We start from the raw sequence: 18501 nt of genomic DNA on the forward strand, positions 1-18501 counted from the left end.
TAAACCAGCCCTTCCCGGAGACTTCCTGCTCCGGTAAAAAGTAATGTGGTCATCTTTTTCTATAATAAAACAAAGAGACCGCCCAAAATCTCTTTTGGGTCGGCCTCTTTTTTTGTATCTATCCCCGCCAACGGCGAGACTATGCCGGGGAGGGAATCCCCTCCCCGAGCGGAATGTATCAATGCTCGGCAGCCACCTTCTCCAGGATGAGAACCAGGTGGTTCCAGAACTTCTCTACGGCCGGGATGTGCATCATCTCGTCGGGAGAGTGTACGCCCCGCAACGTGGGACCGAACGAAATCATGTCGAGTTGCGGATACTTCGTCAGGAACAGGCCGCACTCGAGACCGGCGTGGATAGCCTTGATGGCCGGGGTCTGCTGGTAAAGCTCCTCATAGGCAGCCACGGCAATATCCTTGATGTGCGAGTGCATGTTGGGTTTCCATCCGGGGTAACCGTCGCCATGCGTAGGCTCGGCACCGGCCATCCGGAAAAGACACTCTACCTGATAGGCGATGTCGTACTTCTCCGACTCGACCGAACTGCGCTGGCTCGTAGCCACCACAATCTTACCCGGCTCGGTCATCTTCACCGAGGCCAGGTTGGTCGAGGTCTCTACCAACCCCTCAATATCGTGGCTCATGGCTATCACCCCGTGAGGTGCCGCATAGAGGGCACTGACGAGCGAACGGGCCACTCCATCTTCAATCATGAACTCGGGTGCATCGGCCGTAGCAACATCTACCGTCACATTCGGGTCCACGCCACTCAACTCGGCAGCCACATCGGCAGCAAAGTGGTTGACCTCGGCCCGGATAGCCTCCTTATCCTCGGGATTCACGGCAATCACCGCCATGGCCTCGCGCGGTATGGCGTTGCGCAGGTTACCGCCGTCGATGGCACACAGGTGAATCTCGTGACGTTGCATGCACAGCCACAGGAAGCGGGCCAGCAGTTTGTTGGCATTGCCGCGGCCCAGGTGAATATCGCCACCCGAGTGGCCGCCCAGCAGGTTCTTCACCTCGACCCGCAAGTAGAACTTACCGGCCGGTAGAGGCTCCTGCTTGTAGGTAAAGGTCGACGTGGTGTCGATACCACCGGCGCAACCGATAAAGATTTCGGCCTCATCTTCCGAATCGAGGTTCAACAGATATTTGCCGTCGATCATACCGGCTTCGAGACCGAAAGCACCCGTCAATCCCGTCTCTTCATCGACGGTAAACAGCGCCTGTATGCGACCATGCTTCAACTCCTTGTCGGCCAGCACCGCCAGAGCGGCAGCAATACCGATACCATTGTCGGCACCCAACGTCGTGCCCCGAGCCTTCACCCACTCGCCATCGACATACGTCTCGATGGGGTCATTCTCGAAGTCGTGTTTCACATCGCCGTTCTTCTCGCACACCATATCCATGTGAGCCTGCAAGATAACGGTAGCAGCCCCTTCGCAACCCGGGGTAGCCTCTTTGGTAATCACTACGTTGCCCGTCTTGTCGACCTGGGCTGCCAGATTTTGTTCCCGGGCAAAAGCCAACAGGAACTCACGAATGCGCTCTTCCTTTTTCGAAGGACGGGGAACCTGAGTAATGGCATCGAAATAGTGCCAAATTGATGAGGGTTTCAGTTCTTTAATCTCCATTTTTTTCTATTTTAGTTACAATTTGTTCATTGCTAAACTTTCTGTACTCGAAGAAATTTATGTTAAATTTCCCGTTTTTACCGATTCTATCGTCAAAATATTTCCATTCTTCGACCAAATTCACATTTTCCTTTCCTATATTTGCACAGCAAAGACGGCCGTAAGGCATACACAACCAACACGTTTGTTTCTGCCCGCTCGGGGGTCTTTGTTTTACTATACAAATATAGTGAAAGGGAAGTGCAAAGACAAATGAAAAGACGAGTTTTCAAATGGACAGAGCCGAACCGATCTCTGTATTTTTAATGAAAGAAGGAATGTGGATTATTTTACTTTTTACCGCAGGGTTTCTTGCCCTGGCAGTGGTACTCCTGGGAGTAAAGGTTTTCTTCGTAAAAGGAGGACGTTTCCCCAGCCCGCACATCAGCGACAACAAGTACCTGCGTAAAAAAGGCATCACCTGCGCCGTCTCTACCGACGCCCGAGAGCGAGAAAAGAAAACAGTATAACGATATAAATTTTAGACTGATAACTAACATGAAAACTTTTACCCTTGCAATCCGGACTCTTACTGTGATTGCCATCTCTTTCTTGATGGTACAATGCGGCAATAAACAAAACGACTCGAACCAAACCTCCGGCAACTCCGCCACATCGGCCTCCTTCGAGGGGAAATTACCCATTGCTTACATCAATGTCGATTCTTTGCTCTCCAAATACAACTATGCAAAAAATCTCAACGAAAAGATGATCAACAAACAGGAGAACGCCCGCGCCTCAATCAACGAAAAGGCCCGGCAGTTGAAGAAAGAGCAGGACGACTTCCAACGCAAATACCAGAACAACGCTTTCCTCTCGCCCGAAAGAGCTCAACAGGAGTACCAACGCCTCGAAAAGAAAGCTGCCGACCTGCAAGAGTACGCTCAACGCCTCGACAACGAGAACATGCTCGAGCAACAAAAGATGCTCATGCAGATGAACGACTCGATCAACACCTTCATCAAAGAGTATAACCAAGACAAAAAATACGAGGCTATCTTCAACAACGCCAGCACACTCTACATCAATCCCGCCTACGACATCACCAACGAGGTTGTCGAGTTGCTGAACAAGCGCTACGCCGCCGCTAAAAAATAAGATTACAAAACATTTTCCATAAGACAAGGGGCTGTGTCGATACAAATTCAGGCACAGCCCCTCATATTTTAAACCTATGATACCATTGAAAGTGAGAAAAAGACACTACATCCGCCCCTCGTCGGCATAGCTGAAGTACCCCTCTTCACCCACGATGATGTGGTCGAGCACCGCCATGTCGAAAAGCGCGGCGGCTGCCTTTATCTTGGCCGTCACCTTGTCGTCGGCCGCACTGGGTGTGAGATTGTTCGAGGGGTGGTTGTGACACAGGATCAGGGCCGAGGCCAACTGCTGCAAGGCCGACCGCATGATCAGCTTCACGTCGACCACCGTCGCCGCAGTACCGCCCTGACTTACCCGCAAGGTATCAATCACCCGGTTGGCCCGGTTGAGCAGGAGCACCCAGAACTCCTCGTGCGGCAAGTCAATCATTTGCCCCCGCATGAGGCTGTACACATCGGCACTGTGGGTAATGGCTGGACGCTTGGGCAACTCCTCGTCGCGCCTGCGGCGCCCTATCTCGAGAGCCGCCATAATGGTAATGGCCTTGGCCTCGCCTATCCCCTTGAACGGTTTCACGAAATCGTCTATCCCATATTTGCCCAGCCGGTTCAGGCTGTTGCCCGCCGCATTGAGAATGCGTTGCGAGAGCTCCACTGCCGTCTCGTCCACATTGCCCGACCCGATGAGAATGGCTATCAACTCGGCATTGCTCAAGGAGCGGATACCGTGCAGCATCATCTTTTCGCGCGGACGGTCTTCGGCCGCCCACTCGGTTATCTTCAACTTGTCGCGCTTGCGGTCCATGGCTACTTTCCTTTACGCAGACGCACCTCTTCGGCTTCGTCCCGACCACGACCAAGAACCACCTTCAAGAAGTAGGCTTTCAAAAAACCCACACCATATCCGCACAATTGTATGAGACTGGCTACCACCGACAACGCGGCTATTTTGAGCCGCTTGTTCACGCACCACGACACGATAAAGACCGCCAACAGATAGGCAACCAACGGCAGAATGGCCGGCCACCAGAAGAGCGACCCTATAATCATGACCAACGCCCCTACGACAAAACAGGCCGGAAGCCAGTGAACGAGCTTCAGCGTATCGGGGTAAAGCAGGTAGAGCGAAATGCGCGACATCCCGAATATATACACCTGCCTGAAAAACAGCCGCAGGTTCACCCTGCGCTTGTGGTAGACAAAGGCATCGCGTATGAGGGTAATGGAGAATCCGGCCTGACGGATGCGGGTACTCATGTCGATGTCCTCGCTGAACATCTCGCGGAATCCGCCCACCCGCTCGTAGACCTCACGCGAAAAGCCCATGTTGAAGGTACGCGGGGTAAACTTCTCGAGCTGGATCTTCCCGCCCCGGATACCGCCCGTAGTGAGAAACGAGGTCATCGAATAGTTGATAGCCTTCTGCACGTCGCTGAACGAATCGTGAGCAGCATCGGGACCTCCGAAACAGTCGGTATAGTGTCGTTGCAAGGCCGCACTCAGCACCTCGAAGTAACGGGCCGGTATCACGCAATCGGAATCGAAAAAGATAAAATAGCGACCCGATGCCCGCTCCATACCGTAGTTGCGAGCAATGCTACGCCCCTCGTTCTCCTTATAATAGTAGTGTATGTCGACCGACGACTCGTAACGCGCCACGGCATCGGCACACCGCACGGTCGAACCATCTTCGACCAAGACGATTTCAAAATCCTTACAGGTTTGTTGCGACAGGCTCGCGAGCAGGTCGCTCACTTCGTCGGGCCGGTTGTATACCGGTACAATAATCGAGAAATAGGGCATAACGGTAATATTCTGTTTCGTACAAATATATAAAAAGGTAAGTGCAGAAACAAATGAGAAAACAAGTTTTCAAATTCGACTATGCCGAACCGGCTCCTATATCCGTGAAACAGATATACATCTTTCATCCCAAACACCCATCCAAGAGCTGGGCCGAAACATATCGGGCACAAAAAAAACGGGACCCGTTTGCACGAGACCCGTTTTTATGGCATGAATGCGGAATCGATTCTTTATTTGGCACGCTCGATATACGAACCGTCGCGAGTATCGACTACAATCATCTCGCCCGTTTCGATAAAGAGAGGTACACGTACCGTAGCACCCGTCTCGACCGTAGCCGGTTTGGTGGTATTGGTAGCGGTATCGCCTTTGAGACCCGGCTCGGTGTAGGTCACCTCGAGCTGTACCTTTACCGGCAATTCGGCAAAGAGCACCGTCTCGGTCGAAGCATCGGAAACCACCTCGACAACCATACCCTCTTTCAGGAAGTCTACACCCGTGATAAGGTCTTTGTTGATAATCAGGTCGTCCCAAGTCTCCTGATTGAGGAAGTGATAGTGTTCACCCTCGTTGTACGAGAACTGATACGGACGACGTTCTACCCGTACATCTTCCAGTTTTTCACCGATATTGAAGCGGCGTTCAAGCACACGACCCGATACCACATCTTTGAGTTTGGTACGCATAATCGTGTTTCCCTTACCCGGTTTTACATGTAAAAATTCTACACAGAAATAGAGCTTTCCGTCCAAACGGATACAGGTTCCGTTTTTAATGTCTTGCGAGTTAATCATACTTTGTATACTGTTTTGTATTTATATTATTCTTTGTTTCTGAACTTTCGAGGTACAAAAGTAAACTAAATCAATAAAATCTCAAAAAGAAAATCCCCAAAAATGGGTAATCTCTTGGTTTATTAAAAAAAAGTATCTATTTTTGCAGTCCGAAAAAAGGAATAATAACGATAAAAATATAACGGCAATGAAAAGAACATTTCAACCTTCGAACAGAAAAAGAATTAACAAACACGGATTCCGTTTGAGAATGTCTACTGCAAACGGTCGTCGCGTACTGGCCAGCCGTCGTGCAAAAGGTCGTGCTAAATTGACGGTTTCGGACGAAAGACATCCTTTCTAAAAAAATTTATCCGACATATGAAACGGGGCTGTATCCGACGATACAGCCCCGTTTCATATTATATCGGCTCCTCCGGCCCATACTATCAGAACAGGATATTGGCCGAAGCTCCCCACGTGAGGGCGTGAATGGCACTGTGCCCCGAGCGGGCTACCGCTATGCCCAACTCCTGCGAGGGCTGCAAGCTGTACGACGCCGAGGCCGAGGTGTAGTCACAAAAGAAACGGGCCCCGAAGTTGCGCTTCATCATGTAACCAATCGACACACCGGTACTCCATACGAAGCTGTTGCGACCAAATTCGATAGACTCACAGTTCAGGGCATTCGACGGGATATAGTTGTACCCGGCCAATACCTTTCCGCCCAACGACCAGCGACTCGAACAGGGATATTGCAAGTAAACACCGGCCATGGCCCGCCCCTCGTCGATAGGTTCCAGTGCTGCATCGGGCCGGGTATTGAGCGAAACCGGAATATTCGACACCGTAGCCAAACCACCGCACCCGATGTATTTGTTGAAGAAATAGGCTCCCTCCACACCTATCCGGCTGCCAATGCCGGTATTGAGTTTCATGCCGTTACCGAGACCTATACGTCCCAGCCCCGACGAGAAACCCATGTAGAGGCCCACAAACGAGGGCTTCTCGAGCAAAGGGTAGTAGGTAGGATCGAGATTCAAACCCTTGTCTTTGAATATCAGATCGGCCAGGTAATAGCCCAGTTCGGTCGACAGGATACCGATGCCGGCACCGGCCAGTACATCGGAAACCCAGTGACGATTGTTCAACTGCCGGCTTACGCCGGTTACCGCTGCTACCGTAAAAGCCGAGATGCTGTACCAGGGACTGCGGTCGCCATACTCCTTGTGCAGCATCATGGCCGTCATAAAGGCCGTAGCCGTATGGCCCGAGGGGAACGACTTGTAGTTGCTGCCATCGGGGCGCTGCACATGCGCCGTATATTTGACGGTGTTGACAACCGTAGCCATGATGGCGGCCGAAAAGGCATCGGATACCAGCATGCGCCCCCACGAACTGCGGCTCTCTACGCCGAAACCTTTCAGCCCCAGCATCACCACAGCCGGAGCATACTGCAGGTAATTGTCATACTCGTATTTGAACTTGGGTACATAGTCGTTACGCAACTGGCGGAAACGCTCGCGCCCCGGTATGGTAGCCACACCGGCAACCACCAGGGGCACCCCTACGTAAGTCATCTGGAAGCCCTTGGTCGAGGTAAACCGGTCGACCTTCTGGTTGAACCGCTGCCACGAGTTGAGCGGCCGTACATCGATTGTCGTATCGCGGGCTACGGACTGGAGCGTGATTTCGGCACGTGCCGGTAGCATGGACAGGACCACAACAACGGCAATCCACAATCTTGTCATGTGTTTCATCTTGTTTAAAAAGCTTTTAGCATAACGGTATTACCGCACAAAGGTAAGGGCAATTATGCGGTATATCCAAAAAACAGAGCCTTGTATTTACTCGACCGCCTCTATCTTTCCCAACGAAAGATACCAGATGAAGCCCGACACGCGGGCATACCCCATCTCGCCAATCAGCTGCATGTAGGTGCGCACCTGCTTCTTGTAGGACGAACGCTCTACCGCACCGAACTTATAGTCGATTACCACCACCTCGTCGGGGGTCTCGACCACGCGGTCGGGCCGATAGAACGAGCCGTCGGCCTGCAGGATTTCCCGCTCGCTCCACACCTTGGCCCCGGGCAGAAACCACGACCTTACCCGCTCGTCGCCCAGCCACGCCTCGAGTTTCTCGAGGGTTTCGGCTGCCTCGGCTGCCGAGAGTTCGCCGGTCTGTACAAAGGCCTCGACCGTCTCGTCCAGACGATCGAGGGTTTCGACCTCGCTCAAGATACGGTGCATCAGGGTACCATAGGCGCGGTCGTTACCCTCGCCAAAGACACCCTTGCCCTGCAACCGCAAGTGCAGCCGGTTGCCCGGCTCAATCGAGCGATAGGGCCCCGAGAGTAGCGTCAAGGCCGTCGATTCCGCCGTCGGCCGCACCTCGGCCCGCCAGTCGCACCCCTCCTCGTAGTGCAGGTCTCCCCCATCGCCTCCGTCGGGGAAAAGTATCTCGTTCAACAACGCCGATATGCTGCCCACACTCTCCCGTTTGCCCCGGTTCTTCTGGGCCGGAGCGAAGATATGCAGCTCTTCACCGGCGCGGGTAAAGGCCACATAGGCCACGTTGAGGTTGTCGATATAGGCGTGCATCTTCTCGTCGAAATATTCGGTAGCGTAGTAGGTCTGGGCCAGCCGGCTGCCATACCGCAGGGGCAACACGGGAATCTGCGAGAAGGGCTCGCCCTGTGTGCGGCACCAGATGAAATTGGTCTTGTCGGTACGGTGGTCGAGTTTCCAGTTGCAGAACGGGATAATCACCACTTTGAACTCCAGCCCCTTCGACTTGTGTATGGTCATCACCCGCATGGCATCCTGCTCTTGCGGGGTCGTGACCGAGAGCTTGTCTTCGTTGTCGTCCCACCAGGCCAGGAACGAAGCCAAATCGGCCGTATGCGTGCGGCAATACTCCAGCACATAATCCTGGAATGCCTGTATATAGACCCGCTCGCCCCGCTCGTCGTCGACCTGGGCAAAGCGGGCGATAATGCGCTCGCACATCTCGTAGAGCGGCTCCTTGCGCACACTCTCGACAAAGCGCATGAAGTCGTCGTCGAGGTGTTGCCCCACATCGCCGCGGCGCTCGAAGTAGGTGAGTATCGCGGCCGTCTCGTCGCTGCCGGCAGCCTGCTGCCGGTTGTACTCATAGACTGCCATCACCCGGTTCAACTCGTCCGAGGGGTTCTGGATATAGCGCAGAATACCCACCAGCAGCCCGATGACCGGCGAGTTCTTGATGAGCAGCGACTCGCTCGAGATGACCTCGAACCGGTAGCGCGGGTCGCTGTTCTCTTCGTTGAGGCGCAACAGCAGGTCGACCAGCAGCGTACCCTCGCGGGCCGTACGGGTGAGGAAGGTTATATCGCCGGGCGAATAGCCCCGGTCCTGCAACTCGCGCAACAGCTCGGGGATACGAGCCAGAGCCTCTTCACAAAAGTCGTCGCGGGTATCGGCCTCCCACATCGTCACCGACACCCGTCCACCCCGTGCAAGGTTCGAACCGCACACCCGTTGCGCTATATCGGCATAGGCCTTGCGCACCTTCACCTCGAAACCGCCATCGACCAGAGCCGACTCGGCCACCTCGCTCTCCAGCCCCTGTTGCAACCGCTCGGCCGCCTGACCGAATATCCGGTTGTTGAACTCGACTATGCGGGCACAACTGCGGTAGTTGGTATCCATCGTCCGCTCCTCGTACTGCGACGGGCGAAAACGCGATTGAACCCCCTCGTTCAGCAGCGACCAATCGGAGTTTCTCCACCGGTAGATGCTCTGCTTCACGTCGCCCACAATCAGGTCGGTATAGTCGTGGCTGAGACTCTCGCCGATAAGCGGCGCAAAATTGCCCCACTGCAGATTCGAGGTATCCTGAAACTCGTCAATCATAAAGTGGTTGACCCGGGTCCCTATCTTTTCGTAGATAAAGGGGGCATCGTTCTCGTTGATTACCTCGTTGAGAATACCGGCCGTATCGGAGAGCAGCAGCACGTTGTGCTCCCGTTCATACTCCTCGATGCGGCGGTCTATATCGACCAGAATGCCCAGGGCATAGATATATTTCGAGCTCTGTACCGCCGTATTGTAGCGCACATAGGGCTCGCCGAAGGCATCGACAATCGTCTGCATCACCGGGTTGAGCTCGGCATACAGGGCATCGAAGCACCCGGGCCGGCTGCTTTTGACGAACCAGTTGTCGCCGTTGTCGACATTTCCCCTGAAAGTTGCGGTAGGCGGGTCGAATTTTCCGCCGGCCAACTTGTCGAAATAGAAAGCCCACGAATTACTCTTACCCTTGAAACTCTCGGCTGCCACACCGTGCCGGTCGAGCACCTCGCGGCCCGTCTCGCCCAACTCACGCAAGAGCGACTCATACTCGCTCTTCACCCGGCGCATCTCGCGCAAATAGCGGTCGAGCACCGTTTTGTCCTTGATCTGGGCGAGAATCGACTCGCGGAAAAGTTTGTAATTCTCCTTCGACAACTCGCCGGCCAACTCGCGCAGGTCGTCTTTGCGGTCGGCCCGGTTGCCCAGGCTCCACCAGTTGCCCGACTCGATACGCTCCTCGGCATAGTGCACCAACCAGTTGAGCAGCCCCTTCTGGTCGTCGTCGGAGAGGTCGGAATACATGCGGTCGATAGCCGACGCTGTGACGAAGTCGTTGTCCATCTCCACCTCGAAACTCCCCTGCAACCCCACCTCGCGGGTGAAGTTGCGCAACACCTGCTGAAAGAAGCGGTCGATGGTACTGATGTTGAAGTAGGAAAAGTCGTGCAGCAGCACATACAACGTATCGGCTGCCGTCGCCTGCACCTGCTCGGGGCCGCAGCCAAACAGCCGCGTCAGTTCACCCAGGTAGGGCGACCGCTCGGTGTGGTGAGCCAGCAGGTCGAGCTGCGCCACGATGCGGTGCTTCATCTCCTCGGTCGCCTTGTTGGTGAAAGTCACCGCCAGGATGCGCCGATGCGCCGAATCGCTCTTGCGGTAGATGCGGTAGTGCCCCTCTTCGTCGCGATAGCCCAACAGCAGTTTTATGTATTCGAGCGTGAGGGTATAGGTCTTTCCCGACCCGGCCGATGCCTTGTAGATGTGCAGCATAGCGATACTCCTCTCAGATTATGCGGGCCCGATACCCATCGGCCAGCAACAGTTCCAGTACCTTCTGGCGGAAATCGCCCTGTATCAAAATCTCGCCGTCCTTGTCCGAGCCGCCCACACCGCACTTGGTCTTCAGCTTCTTGGCCAGCGTGTGCAGGTCGTCGGCCGTACCCACAAACCCAGTCACGAGGGTGACCGACTTACCGTTGCGGTTGCGCTTGTCGAGCGAGATGCGCAACTTCTGCTTGGCCGGTTCCAGCGTATCGGGTTCGACCTCTTCGTCGGTTTCGAACTTAAAATCGGGATTGGTCGAATAGACCACATTCAATCTATCTTTCCAGTCGTTATTCTTTTTCATTGCTGTTGTTTCTTGGATTCATACTCTTGAACAAAGATAGTGAAAGGCGAGTGAAAATACAAAAAGAGGGAGCCCCCGTCTGCAGGAGCTCCCTCGGTATGATGTGACTAAAATCGATTATTTCACGAATTTAACAACCTTTCCGTCTACTACGGCGATGTAAACACCACCAGCCAAAGACGATACCGAAACGGCATCGACATCGGCAGCGCTCATCACTACACGGCCGCTCAGGTCGTAAACCTTCACGCTGTGTGCGCCTTCGGCATAGAGCACGCCGGCAGCGTAGTAAACAGCCGTGGCTTCAACCTCGTCGATACCCGATACAACCTGGAAGGTAACGGCAATCGCTACGCTCTCCTCTTCGACCGTAAAGTAGTAATAGCTGTCGTCTTCGTTGGCCGTGAGAGCCTCACCGTTTTTCGTTACGGTGCTTACGGCATAACCTTCGGCAGCCGTAACAACGGCACGCAGTTGAGTACCGTATGCAACCTGAGTAAGATCGGCTACTTCGCTCCACGTGTTGTCGGCCTCGTTGAGAGCCTGGATTTCAACCGAGCCCTTGTCGGCCGGAACATCTACCGTCACAGCACCATATTGCGTGGCAGCACCCTCTTCGGCAATCTTGACTACATAGTCGCAGTAGTTCAACTCATAAGCCGATGTCGTGCAAGGATCGCCATCGAAAGTCTTTCCTTCGGTGGTTTTGCAGATGATAAAACGGATAACCACCATTTCACCTACCGAGAGATCGGACGGGATAGTGATGGGGAAGGTCATCGTCTTGTCGCTGACCGAAGCCGTAGCACCCGATTGAGTGTCGTTATTGATATTGGTATAGAGTTCGCCCGTACCCGGAACACCGCCATACCAGCTACCTTCGTAAGTACCGAAGATCTTGTCGCTAACACTCGGTGTTACATCGCTTCTCAACAGGAATACCGTCAAACTACCCCAGGCATCGGAATAAGTAACCTTCAGATCGAAGGTGGCACCGGGATTGGCCAGGATAGGATTGTCGCTGTTATCCCAAGCCTGATTAGCATTCGTTCCGGTGGGAGTGAAAGTCAGCGGCGATTCGGCCAACAGGCCTACACCGTTCAGCACTTCGCCTTTAGTTTGGGCCCGCTTGTTACCGGTAGTACCGGCTGTGGGCTTGCCAAAGTCGTCGTAGCTGGCCTCTACAACCGGTTCCGGTTCTACAACCGCATTGTTTTTCTCCAGCTTAAACGAAGTGAAAGCGTAGTTGCCCCAACCCGAAACGGGGACATTGGCGGCAAACCCCATGTTGTAGTTGGCACTCTCGTCGGCCGTAAACACATAGGTATAATCGGCATAACTGTTTGTTAATTCCACGTTCTCACCCACAAATACCTTCTCGGCACTGGCAGGATCGCCCTTGGAATAGAAGAAGCCCAGGTTTCCCACATTCTTCGAGCTGGGATATTTTGCCCGGAACGTAAACCGATACTCACCCGGCTCGAGTGTACTCTTTATGCAGAAAAAGTCGCCACGGCTTCCATTACTAATAAGATAGAGCGGATAAACGCCGTTTTCATAGCAATTGGTAGTGTATTTCAACTCACCATAAGAACCGCTTCCCGGGATATTGGCATAATAATTTTCGGGCAGCGACGACAGCAATTCGCTCGTCTCTTTTTCAACTTCAGAGGTCAAATCTTCTTCACTGACCAACGACCAATCCCCTTGACCATACGATAACGACGCGCAACCCATAAAGGCTACAACCGTCATTACCAACTTCTTAAAATTAAAAAAAGTAATTTTTTTCATAAGAATATTGTATTAGAAAACTGTATTTTTAATGACAAGCAAATGTAACATTTTTTATGCAATTCCTCAAATTTATAACAAAATTATCGGCCCGATAATCGCTCAAAAAACATTTTTTATCAATTGAACCAACAATCTACCCGGGCAACAAAGATCGAGCCCGCTGTCAAAAACCACCATATCAATCTATAAACCAAATATTTAAACTACATCTGAATATTCCAAATCAATCGACTATATTTTCACGCGACTGCAATAATCGCACGACTTCTCCGTTGTATAAGATACGATGAAAGCAATTATACGACACACACTATATATACCTCACCTGCTCACCCGGCTACAGCTATGGCTGTGCCTGAGCCTTATCGTACTGGCAACCGGCCCGTTGCAGGCACTGAATGCCAGCCGCTACGCCTCGCGGTCGCAGCTGGCCGACGGACGGTGGGTGAAGATTGCCGTTTCCGAATCGGGTATCCACCAAATCACCTACCGGGAGTTGAGCCGATGGGGATTCTCCAACCCGGCGGCCGTGACCATATACGGGTATGGCGGTGCCATGTTGCCCGAAACCTTCTCGGACGACGACCCCGACGACCTCGAACAGATACCCTCTCTGAATACAGGCTCCAAGATTCTTTTCTATGCACAAGGGCCCGTGACCTGGAGCTACAACGCCAAGACTCAGGAGTATGACCACGAGACCAACACCTACTCTACGGCCGGGTACTACTTCCTGACCGACAGCAAAAGCGCCACCGCCACCCTGGGCCAACGCGACGGCGGAGCCACGACGGGTATGACCGACATCACCTCGTTCGACGAGCATGCCGTCTACGAACAAGAGAGCTATTCGCCCGGCGCTACGGGCCGTGTATTCCTGGGCGAAGACTTCCGCTACACGACTTCGCGCAACTTCACCTTCGAACTTCCCGGCGTCGACAACTCGGAGGCGGTGAAACTGCGCACCTCGTTTGCCGCCAAAATCATAGGCGGCACCGGCAAACTGGTCTTCACCTATCAGGGGCAGACTCTGCCCGAAAGCTCGACCGACAACCTCGCCTCGGGCTCGGAGAGCTCTTACGAATTTTTCAAAGCCACCTCGACCCTCAAGGAGATTAACCTCGACAGCGAAGAGCTGGCCTTCTCGCTTCTGTTCCGCCAGAACGGGGGAAGCCTCTCCCTGGCCCGGCTCAACTACTTCCGCTTCAACTACAAACGCAAGCTGCAGCTCTATAACGGCAGCATCCAGTTCCGTCTGAAACAGGTGCCGCAAAACAGCTGCTACAACCTGCAGGGCTACACCTCGACCACGCAAATCTGGGACATCACCGACCCGCAGCGCCCGGTCGCCGTCACCCCCGCGGTGAGCGGCAGCAATGCCCGGTTCGTGCCCTTGCAGGCTCACGAAGAGTATGTGGCCTTCGATACCCAGGCCACCGTAGGCTCGGTGTCGTTTGTCGAGGCCGTTGCCAACCAGGACCTGCACGGCATGGCCACCCCCGACATGGTGATACTCACCCCCAAGGAGTACCTCTCCTACGCCCAAAGCATCGCCCAGCTGCATAGCCAGCTCGACGGCATGGAGGTGGCCGTCATCGACCACGAGAAGGTGTTCAACGAATTTTCGTCGGGTACCCCCGACGCCACGGCCTACCGCCGGCTGATGAAGATGTTTTTCGACCGTGAGGGAGGCGTCAACGGCAAACAGCTCTACCTGCTGCTGTTCGGCAAGGGACTCTACGACAACCGCAAGATAGGCGAGACCGGCAAGTACATCAAATACCCCACCCTGCTCACCTACCAGCACGGGAGCGGTAACGACGAGCGGGCCTCCTACACGACCGACGACTACTTCGGCTTTCTCGACGACGACTCGGGTACCCGCATCGCTGCCGACAAGCTGCGTGTGAGCGTGGGCCGTCTGCCCGTGAAGAGCGAGCAGGAGGCTCAAGATATGGTAAACAAGCTGACCGCCTACGTGGCCAACACCGACAAAGGGTCATGGAAAAACCAGGTGTGTGTTGTAGCCGACGACGAGAACTACGCCATCCACATGCAACAGGCCGAAGACATCTGCTCCATCTTCGAGAACAGCGACGCCCACTGCTTCATCAACAAAATCTACACCGATGCCTATACGGCCGAAATCACCTCGACCGGCCGCACCTATCCCTCGGCCAAGAAGAAACTCTTCCAGGTACTCGACGACGGAGTGCTCGTAGTCGACTACATCGGCCACGGCAGCACCGTGGCCTGGACCCACGAAGACCTGCTCAACATCACCGACATACAGTCGATGTATCTGAAACGGCTGCCTCTCTTCATCACCGCCACCTGCGACTTCGGCCGCTACGACCACGAGGATACCTCGGGCGGCGAGATTCTCTGCCTCAACCCCAGCGGCGGAGGCATCGCCCTCATCACCACCACCCGCGTGGTATACATCAGCGACAACCACTACCTCAACACGGGAGTGGCCAACCAGATATTCACGCGAAACGAAAACCACGAGTATCCCCGCCTAGGCGACATCCTGCGCGAGGCCAAGTGCAGCATACAACAGACCGACAGCAACAAACTGAACTATACCCTGTTGGGCGACCCGGCCCTGCGGCTGCTCTATCCCGACTATCAGATCAAGGTAACCGAAATCAACGGCTACGACATCACCCAGACGACGCCCACCATCCAGGCCCGCGACTCGGTATTCATCAAGGGCGAAATCTACACCCCGCAAGGGCAAAAGGCCACCGACTACAACGGCATCATCTGCCCCACGGTCTACGACTCGGAGGTATCGGTGGTGACCCACGGGTATGGAGAGGAGGGCAAAGCCTTCGAGTTCTCGGAGCGCAGCAACCGCCTCTATGTGGGCAAAGACTCGATTGTGGGGGGCGAGTTTGAAATCGCCTTCAAGGTGCCGCGCGAAATCAACTTCGCCGACGACAAGGGGCTGATAAACCTCTACAGCTACAACGACGCCGGCCAGGAGGGGAGCGGCAACGAATCGAACTTCGTCGTGGGCGGCTTCAACGACGACTCGAACGAAGACTTCGACGGGCCCGAGATTTACTACGCCTTCCTCAACTCGCAGGACTTCCAGAATGGCGATGTCGTGAACGAGTCGCCCCTGCTGGTAGCCGAGGTGTATGACCCCTCGGGTATCAACATCTCCGATGCAGGCATAGGCCACCAGATGACCGTCACGCTCGACAACCACACCATCTATACCGACGTGGCATCGTACTTCGACCCCGCCATCGGCGACTTCGGCCGCGGCTACATCAACTACCCGCTGAGCGACCTGAGCGAGGGCAACCACACCCTGCGGCTGAAGGTATGGGATACCGAGAACAACTCGTCGGAAATCGAAATCGCCTTTACCGTACAGGCCGGTCTGAAGCCCGTCATCTACGACCTCTATGCCGACCAGAACCCGGCCAGCACATCGACCAACTTCTACCTGCAGCACAACCGCCCCGACGCCCTCATCAACGTGACCATCTCGGTCTACAACCTCATGGGCGTGGAGGTATGGCGATACACCGGCAAGGGACTCTCCGACATGTACCGCTCATACCCCGTCAACTGGGACTTGACCGACAGCAGCGGCCGACGGGTACCCGGCGGTATCTACCTCTACAAGGCCGTCATCTCGACCGACAACGAGCACGAGACCACCCGCTCGAAGAAGCTCTGCGTCACCGGGCAATAGCACGGTCTGAAAAAAGATTCGAACTTAACCATTACGCACCATGAACAACACCTATCAATCGATTGGACTCTTTATCGACGGAGGTTACTACGCCAAGGTGAACGAAGCCTTGAGCGACCACTTCGACCTGAACATAAACCTGCGTGCCCTGATGACACTCATCCGGGAACAGATAGCCCGGATGAGCGGGGTGGCGCCCGCCTCGTGCCACATCACCGAGAGCCACTACTTCCGCGGCCGCTATCGGGTGAACAACGCCCACGACAAACGGCTGCTGTACAGCGAACGCAAGTTTGAGGACACGCTCATCGAAAACGACGTCATCTTCCACTACAAACACCTGCGCGAGATTCGCAAAGAGGGCGAGACAACCGTCATCGAGAAGGGCATCGACGTGTGGTTTGCCCTCGAAGCCTACGAGCTGGCCCTCTTCCGCAAGTTCGACTATGTGGTGCTGATTACGGGCGATGCCGACCACGAGATGCTCATCAAGAAACTCAAGGCGCTTAAGATAGAGACCATCCTGCTCACTTGGGATGTCGAGGAGAACTCGAGCACCTCGGGCCTGCTCAAGGACGAGGCCTGCATACACCTCGAGATAAGCAAGCTGCTGGCCGAAGACCGCAATCTGCTCAAACGTCTCTGCCAGAACGGATAGCCCCGGAGCCCGACCCTCCGGGCCACAAACAGCAGAACCGCCTCGCACGAGCCGGGCGGCACCCGCTCCGCGACAAAAAAGAATGGCTAAAAAATCTTATTTGTCCCAGAATTCGGTATTTTATTATACCTTTGTAAATCAAATGAAACAGACTCTCTCCGGCATAATCGGGCGTGCACCCGTTTCTGCCGGCGGTTCGTCGTTTCGTTGTAGGGATAAAACAGATGAAAGAAGATGTACAGTTCTGATTCGAAATCTACCGTTAAGTTACCGGAGCCCTCGCTTCGCCGGCTCCCCTGGTATTTGGCTTACATCAAATTGCTGCAAACCAAAGGCGAGGAGTATGTCTCCTCCACACAGATAGCAAAAGAGATTGGCGTAGATTCGTCGAAAATAGCCAAGGATCTCTCATTTATCAACATCTCGGGGAAAACCCGGGTGGGATACGAAATCAATTCGCTGGTCGCCGTGCTGGAAGAGTTTCTCGGATTCACCTCCATGCACAAGGCCTTCATCTTCGGGGTGGGCAGCCTGGGAGCCGCCCTCATGCAAGACTCGGGTCTGTCGCAATACGGGCTCGAGGTGGTGGCCGGCTTCGACATCAAGCCCGAGCTGGCCGGCACCTATGTCAACCACATACCCATCTACCACCTCTCCCAGTTTGCCCAGAAGCAAAAGGAGATGGGCGTGCAGATCGGGATTCTCACCGTCCCCATCGACAAAGCCCAAAGTGCTACCGAAGAGATGATTGCCGGAGGCATCAAGGCGATATGGAACTTCACCCCCTATCGTATACGCGTGCCCAAGCACATCGTCATCCAGAATACATCGATTTATGCCCATTTGGCCGTCATGTTCAACCGGCTGAACAACATCAAGTAGCTGCCTATGAAAATTATTGCCGTTGGCTGGAACTATCAATCGCACAATGCCGAAATGGCCCAACAGGAGCTGCCGCAGGCGCCCGTCGTATTTACCATGCCCGAGACCTCGCTGCTCAAAGAGGGGAAGCCCTTCTTCCTGCCCCAGTTTTCCAACCGCATCGAATACGAAACCGAACTGGTGTTTCACATCTCCCGCCTGGGAAAAAACATCGCCCCCAAGTTTGCCCACCGCTACTACGACTCCGTGACCGTAGGCATCGACTTCACGGCCCGCGACATACAGGCCGAGGCCCGGCGCACGGGCAACCCGTGGGACATCTCCAAGGGGTTCGACTACTCGGCTCCCATCGGCCGGTTCGTGCCGCTGCCCGAGATGCCGCCCAAGGCCGACAACATAGAGTTTTCCATGCGGTTGAACGGCGTCCCGGCGCAACAGGGCAACAGCCGCGACATGATTTTCTCGATCGACCGCATCATCGCCTACGTGAGCCAGTTCTATACCCTCAAAATCGGCGACATCATCTTTACGGGCACTCCCGCCGGAGTAGGCCCGGTGAAGATAGGCGACCACATCGAGGGGTTCATCGGCGATACCCGAGTGCTCGATTTCTTTGTCAAATAGCCCGT

15 protein-coding genes are annotated in these 18501 nt (G+C 54.5%); 7 read left to right on the forward strand and 8 right to left on the reverse strand.

The features are described from left to right. Nucleotides 1-178: 178 nt before the first annotated feature. Nucleotides 179-1639: an aminoacyl-histidine dipeptidase gene (locus tag B5F38_RS12865; RefSeq protein ID WP_087409555.1), complete on the reverse strand. Its 1461-nt coding sequence runs from the start codon at nucleotides 1637-1639 to the stop codon at nucleotides 179-181. Between the two features lie 317 nt (nucleotides 1640-1956). On the opposite strand from B5F38_RS12865, the gene B5F38_RS12875 reads away from it, so the two are divergent. Further along, a complete protein-coding gene (locus B5F38_RS12875; protein WP_087409586.1) occupies nucleotides 1957-2148 on the forward strand; it encodes a hypothetical protein in 192 nt (63 codons plus the stop codon). A 28-nt stretch (nucleotides 2149-2176) separates the two neighbouring features. Continuing rightward, a complete protein-coding gene (locus B5F38_RS12880) occupies nucleotides 2177-2776 on the forward strand; it encodes an OmpH family outer membrane protein (protein ID WP_087409557.1) in 600 nt (199 codons plus the stop codon). 105 nt (nucleotides 2777-2881) lie between these two features. Here the strand turns inward: B5F38_RS12880 and radC are convergent, their stop codons facing one another. The 3 genes from radC to efp all read right to left on the reverse strand — a co-directional run bounded on the left by radC (nucleotide 2882) and on the right by efp (nucleotide 5378). Beyond that, on the reverse strand, nucleotides 2882-3583 hold the full coding sequence (radC, locus tag B5F38_RS12885; RefSeq protein ID WP_087409558.1) for a DNA repair protein RadC: 702 nt from the start codon (nucleotides 3581-3583) through the stop codon (nucleotides 2882-2884). A gap of 2 nt (nucleotides 3584-3585) precedes the next feature. Continuing rightward, nucleotides 3586-4581, reverse strand: a complete 996-nt coding sequence (locus tag B5F38_RS12890; RefSeq protein ID WP_087409559.1) for a glycosyltransferase — start codon at nucleotides 4579-4581, stop codon at nucleotides 3586-3588. A gap of 233 nt (nucleotides 4582-4814) precedes the next feature. Next, nucleotides 4815-5378 (reverse strand): elongation factor P, encoded by a 564-nt coding sequence (efp, locus tag B5F38_RS12895; RefSeq protein ID WP_008862476.1) that lies wholly within the window; start codon nucleotides 5376-5378, stop codon nucleotides 4815-4817. A gap of 187 nt (nucleotides 5379-5565) precedes the next feature. Here efp and rpmH point away from each other — a divergent pair, with 187 nt between their 5' ends. Next, nucleotides 5566-5721: a 50S ribosomal protein L34 gene (rpmH, locus tag B5F38_RS12900; protein WP_008862477.1), complete on the forward strand. Its 156-nt coding sequence runs from the start codon at nucleotides 5566-5568 to the stop codon at nucleotides 5719-5721. Between the two features lie 85 nt (nucleotides 5722-5806). On the opposite strand, the gene B5F38_RS12905 is transcribed toward rpmH, so the two are convergent. The 4 genes from B5F38_RS12905 to B5F38_RS12920 all read right to left on the reverse strand — a co-directional run bounded on the left by B5F38_RS12905 (nucleotide 5807) and on the right by B5F38_RS12920 (nucleotide 12614). Further along, the gene (locus tag B5F38_RS12905) at nucleotides 5807-7108 is read right to left on the reverse strand and encodes a phosphatase PAP2 family protein (protein ID WP_241147867.1); all 1302 of its coding nucleotides are present in this window, start codon (nucleotides 7106-7108) and stop codon (nucleotides 5807-5809) included. Nucleotides 7109-7204: 96 nt separating this feature from the next. Continuing rightward, a complete protein-coding gene (locus B5F38_RS12910; protein WP_087409560.1) occupies nucleotides 7205-10462 on the reverse strand; it encodes a UvrD-helicase domain-containing protein in 3258 nt (1085 codons plus the stop codon). A gap of 13 nt (nucleotides 10463-10475) precedes the next feature. Further along, nucleotides 10476-10820 carry a translation initiation factor gene (locus B5F38_RS12915; protein WP_087409561.1) on the reverse strand — a complete coding sequence of 115 codons (345 nt, stop codon included), beginning with the start codon at nucleotides 10818-10820 and terminating at the stop codon, nucleotides 10476-10478. Between the two features lie 117 nt (nucleotides 10821-10937). Continuing rightward, complete coding sequence (locus B5F38_RS12920; RefSeq protein ID WP_143240983.1) at nucleotides 10938-12614, reverse strand: T9SS type A sorting domain-containing protein; 1677 nt, start codon at nucleotides 12612-12614, stop codon at nucleotides 10938-10940. A gap of 289 nt (nucleotides 12615-12903) precedes the next feature. Here B5F38_RS12920 and porU point away from each other — a divergent pair, with 289 nt between their 5' ends. From porU to B5F38_RS12940, 4 genes are all read left to right on the forward strand, one after another. Beyond that, nucleotides 12904-16332: a type IX secretion system sortase PorU gene (gene porU, locus B5F38_RS12925; RefSeq protein WP_087409563.1), complete on the forward strand. Its 3429-nt coding sequence runs from the start codon at nucleotides 12904-12906 to the stop codon at nucleotides 16330-16332. Between the two features lie 40 nt (nucleotides 16333-16372). Then, on the forward strand, nucleotides 16373-16990 hold the full coding sequence (locus B5F38_RS12930; protein ID WP_087409564.1) for an NYN domain-containing protein: 618 nt from the start codon (nucleotides 16373-16375) through the stop codon (nucleotides 16988-16990). A gap of 234 nt (nucleotides 16991-17224) precedes the next feature. Then, complete coding sequence (locus B5F38_RS12935; RefSeq protein WP_087409565.1) at nucleotides 17225-17872, forward strand: redox-sensing transcriptional repressor Rex; 648 nt, start codon at nucleotides 17225-17227, stop codon at nucleotides 17870-17872. Nucleotides 17873-17878: 6 nt separating this feature from the next. Further along, nucleotides 17879-18496 (forward strand): fumarylacetoacetate hydrolase family protein, encoded by a 618-nt coding sequence (locus B5F38_RS12940; protein ID WP_087409566.1) that lies wholly within the window; start codon nucleotides 17879-17881, stop codon nucleotides 18494-18496. The last annotated feature ends 5 nt before the right edge of the window (nucleotides 18497-18501 follow it).

It is taken from the genome of Barnesiella sp. An22 (assembly GCF_002159975.1).
GTDB classification, from domain to species: Bacteria; Bacteroidota; Bacteroidia; order Bacteroidales; family Barnesiellaceae; genus Barnesiella; species Barnesiella merdigallinarum.

What these genes read in the sequence shown, in the direction of transcription:
- B5F38_RS12905 (WP_241147867.1), bottom strand. Translation starts at nt 7,108, where the DNA reads ATGACAAGATTGTGGATTGCCGTTGTTGTGGTCCTGTCCATGCTACCG.
- rpmH (WP_008862477.1), top strand. Translation starts at nt 5,566, where the DNA reads ATGAAAAGAACATTTCAACCTTCGAACAGAAAAAGAATTAACAAACAC.
- B5F38_RS12875 (WP_087409586.1), top strand. Translation starts at nt 1,957, where the DNA reads ATGTGGATTATTTTACTTTTTACCGCAGGGTTTCTTGCCCTGGCAGTG.
- B5F38_RS12935 (WP_087409565.1), top strand. Translation starts at nt 17,225, where the DNA reads ATGTACAGTTCTGATTCGAAATCTACCGTTAAGTTACCGGAGCCCTCG.
- radC (WP_087409558.1), bottom strand. Translation starts at nt 3,583, where the DNA reads ATGGACCGCAAGCGCGACAAGTTGAAGATAACCGAGTGGGCGGCCGAA.
- B5F38_RS12890 (WP_087409559.1), bottom strand. Translation starts at nt 4,581, where the DNA reads ATGCCCTATTTCTCGATTATTGTACCGGTATACAACCGGCCCGACGAA.
- B5F38_RS12880 (WP_087409557.1), top strand. Translation starts at nt 2,177, where the DNA reads ATGAAAACTTTTACCCTTGCAATCCGGACTCTTACTGTGATTGCCATC.
- porU (WP_087409563.1), top strand. Translation starts at nt 12,904, where the DNA reads ATGAAAGCAATTATACGACACACACTATATATACCTCACCTGCTCACC.
- efp (WP_008862476.1), bottom strand. Translation starts at nt 5,378, where the DNA reads ATGATTAACTCGCAAGACATTAAAAACGGAACCTGTATCCGTTTGGAC.
- B5F38_RS12910 (WP_087409560.1), bottom strand. Translation starts at nt 10,462, where the DNA reads ATGCTGCACATCTACAAGGCATCGGCCGGGTCGGGAAAGACCTATACC.
- B5F38_RS12920 (WP_143240983.1), bottom strand. Translation starts at nt 12,614, where the DNA reads ATGAAAAAAATTACTTTTTTTAATTTTAAGAAGTTGGTAATGACGGTT.
- B5F38_RS12930 (WP_087409564.1), top strand. Translation starts at nt 16,373, where the DNA reads ATGAACAACACCTATCAATCGATTGGACTCTTTATCGACGGAGGTTAC.
- B5F38_RS12915 (WP_087409561.1), bottom strand. Translation starts at nt 10,820, where the DNA reads ATGAAAAAGAATAACGACTGGAAAGATAGATTGAATGTGGTCTATTCG.
- B5F38_RS12940 (WP_087409566.1), top strand. Translation starts at nt 17,879, where the DNA reads ATGAAAATTATTGCCGTTGGCTGGAACTATCAATCGCACAATGCCGAA.
- B5F38_RS12865 (WP_087409555.1), bottom strand. Translation starts at nt 1,639, where the DNA reads ATGGAGATTAAAGAACTGAAACCCTCATCAATTTGGCACTATTTCGAT.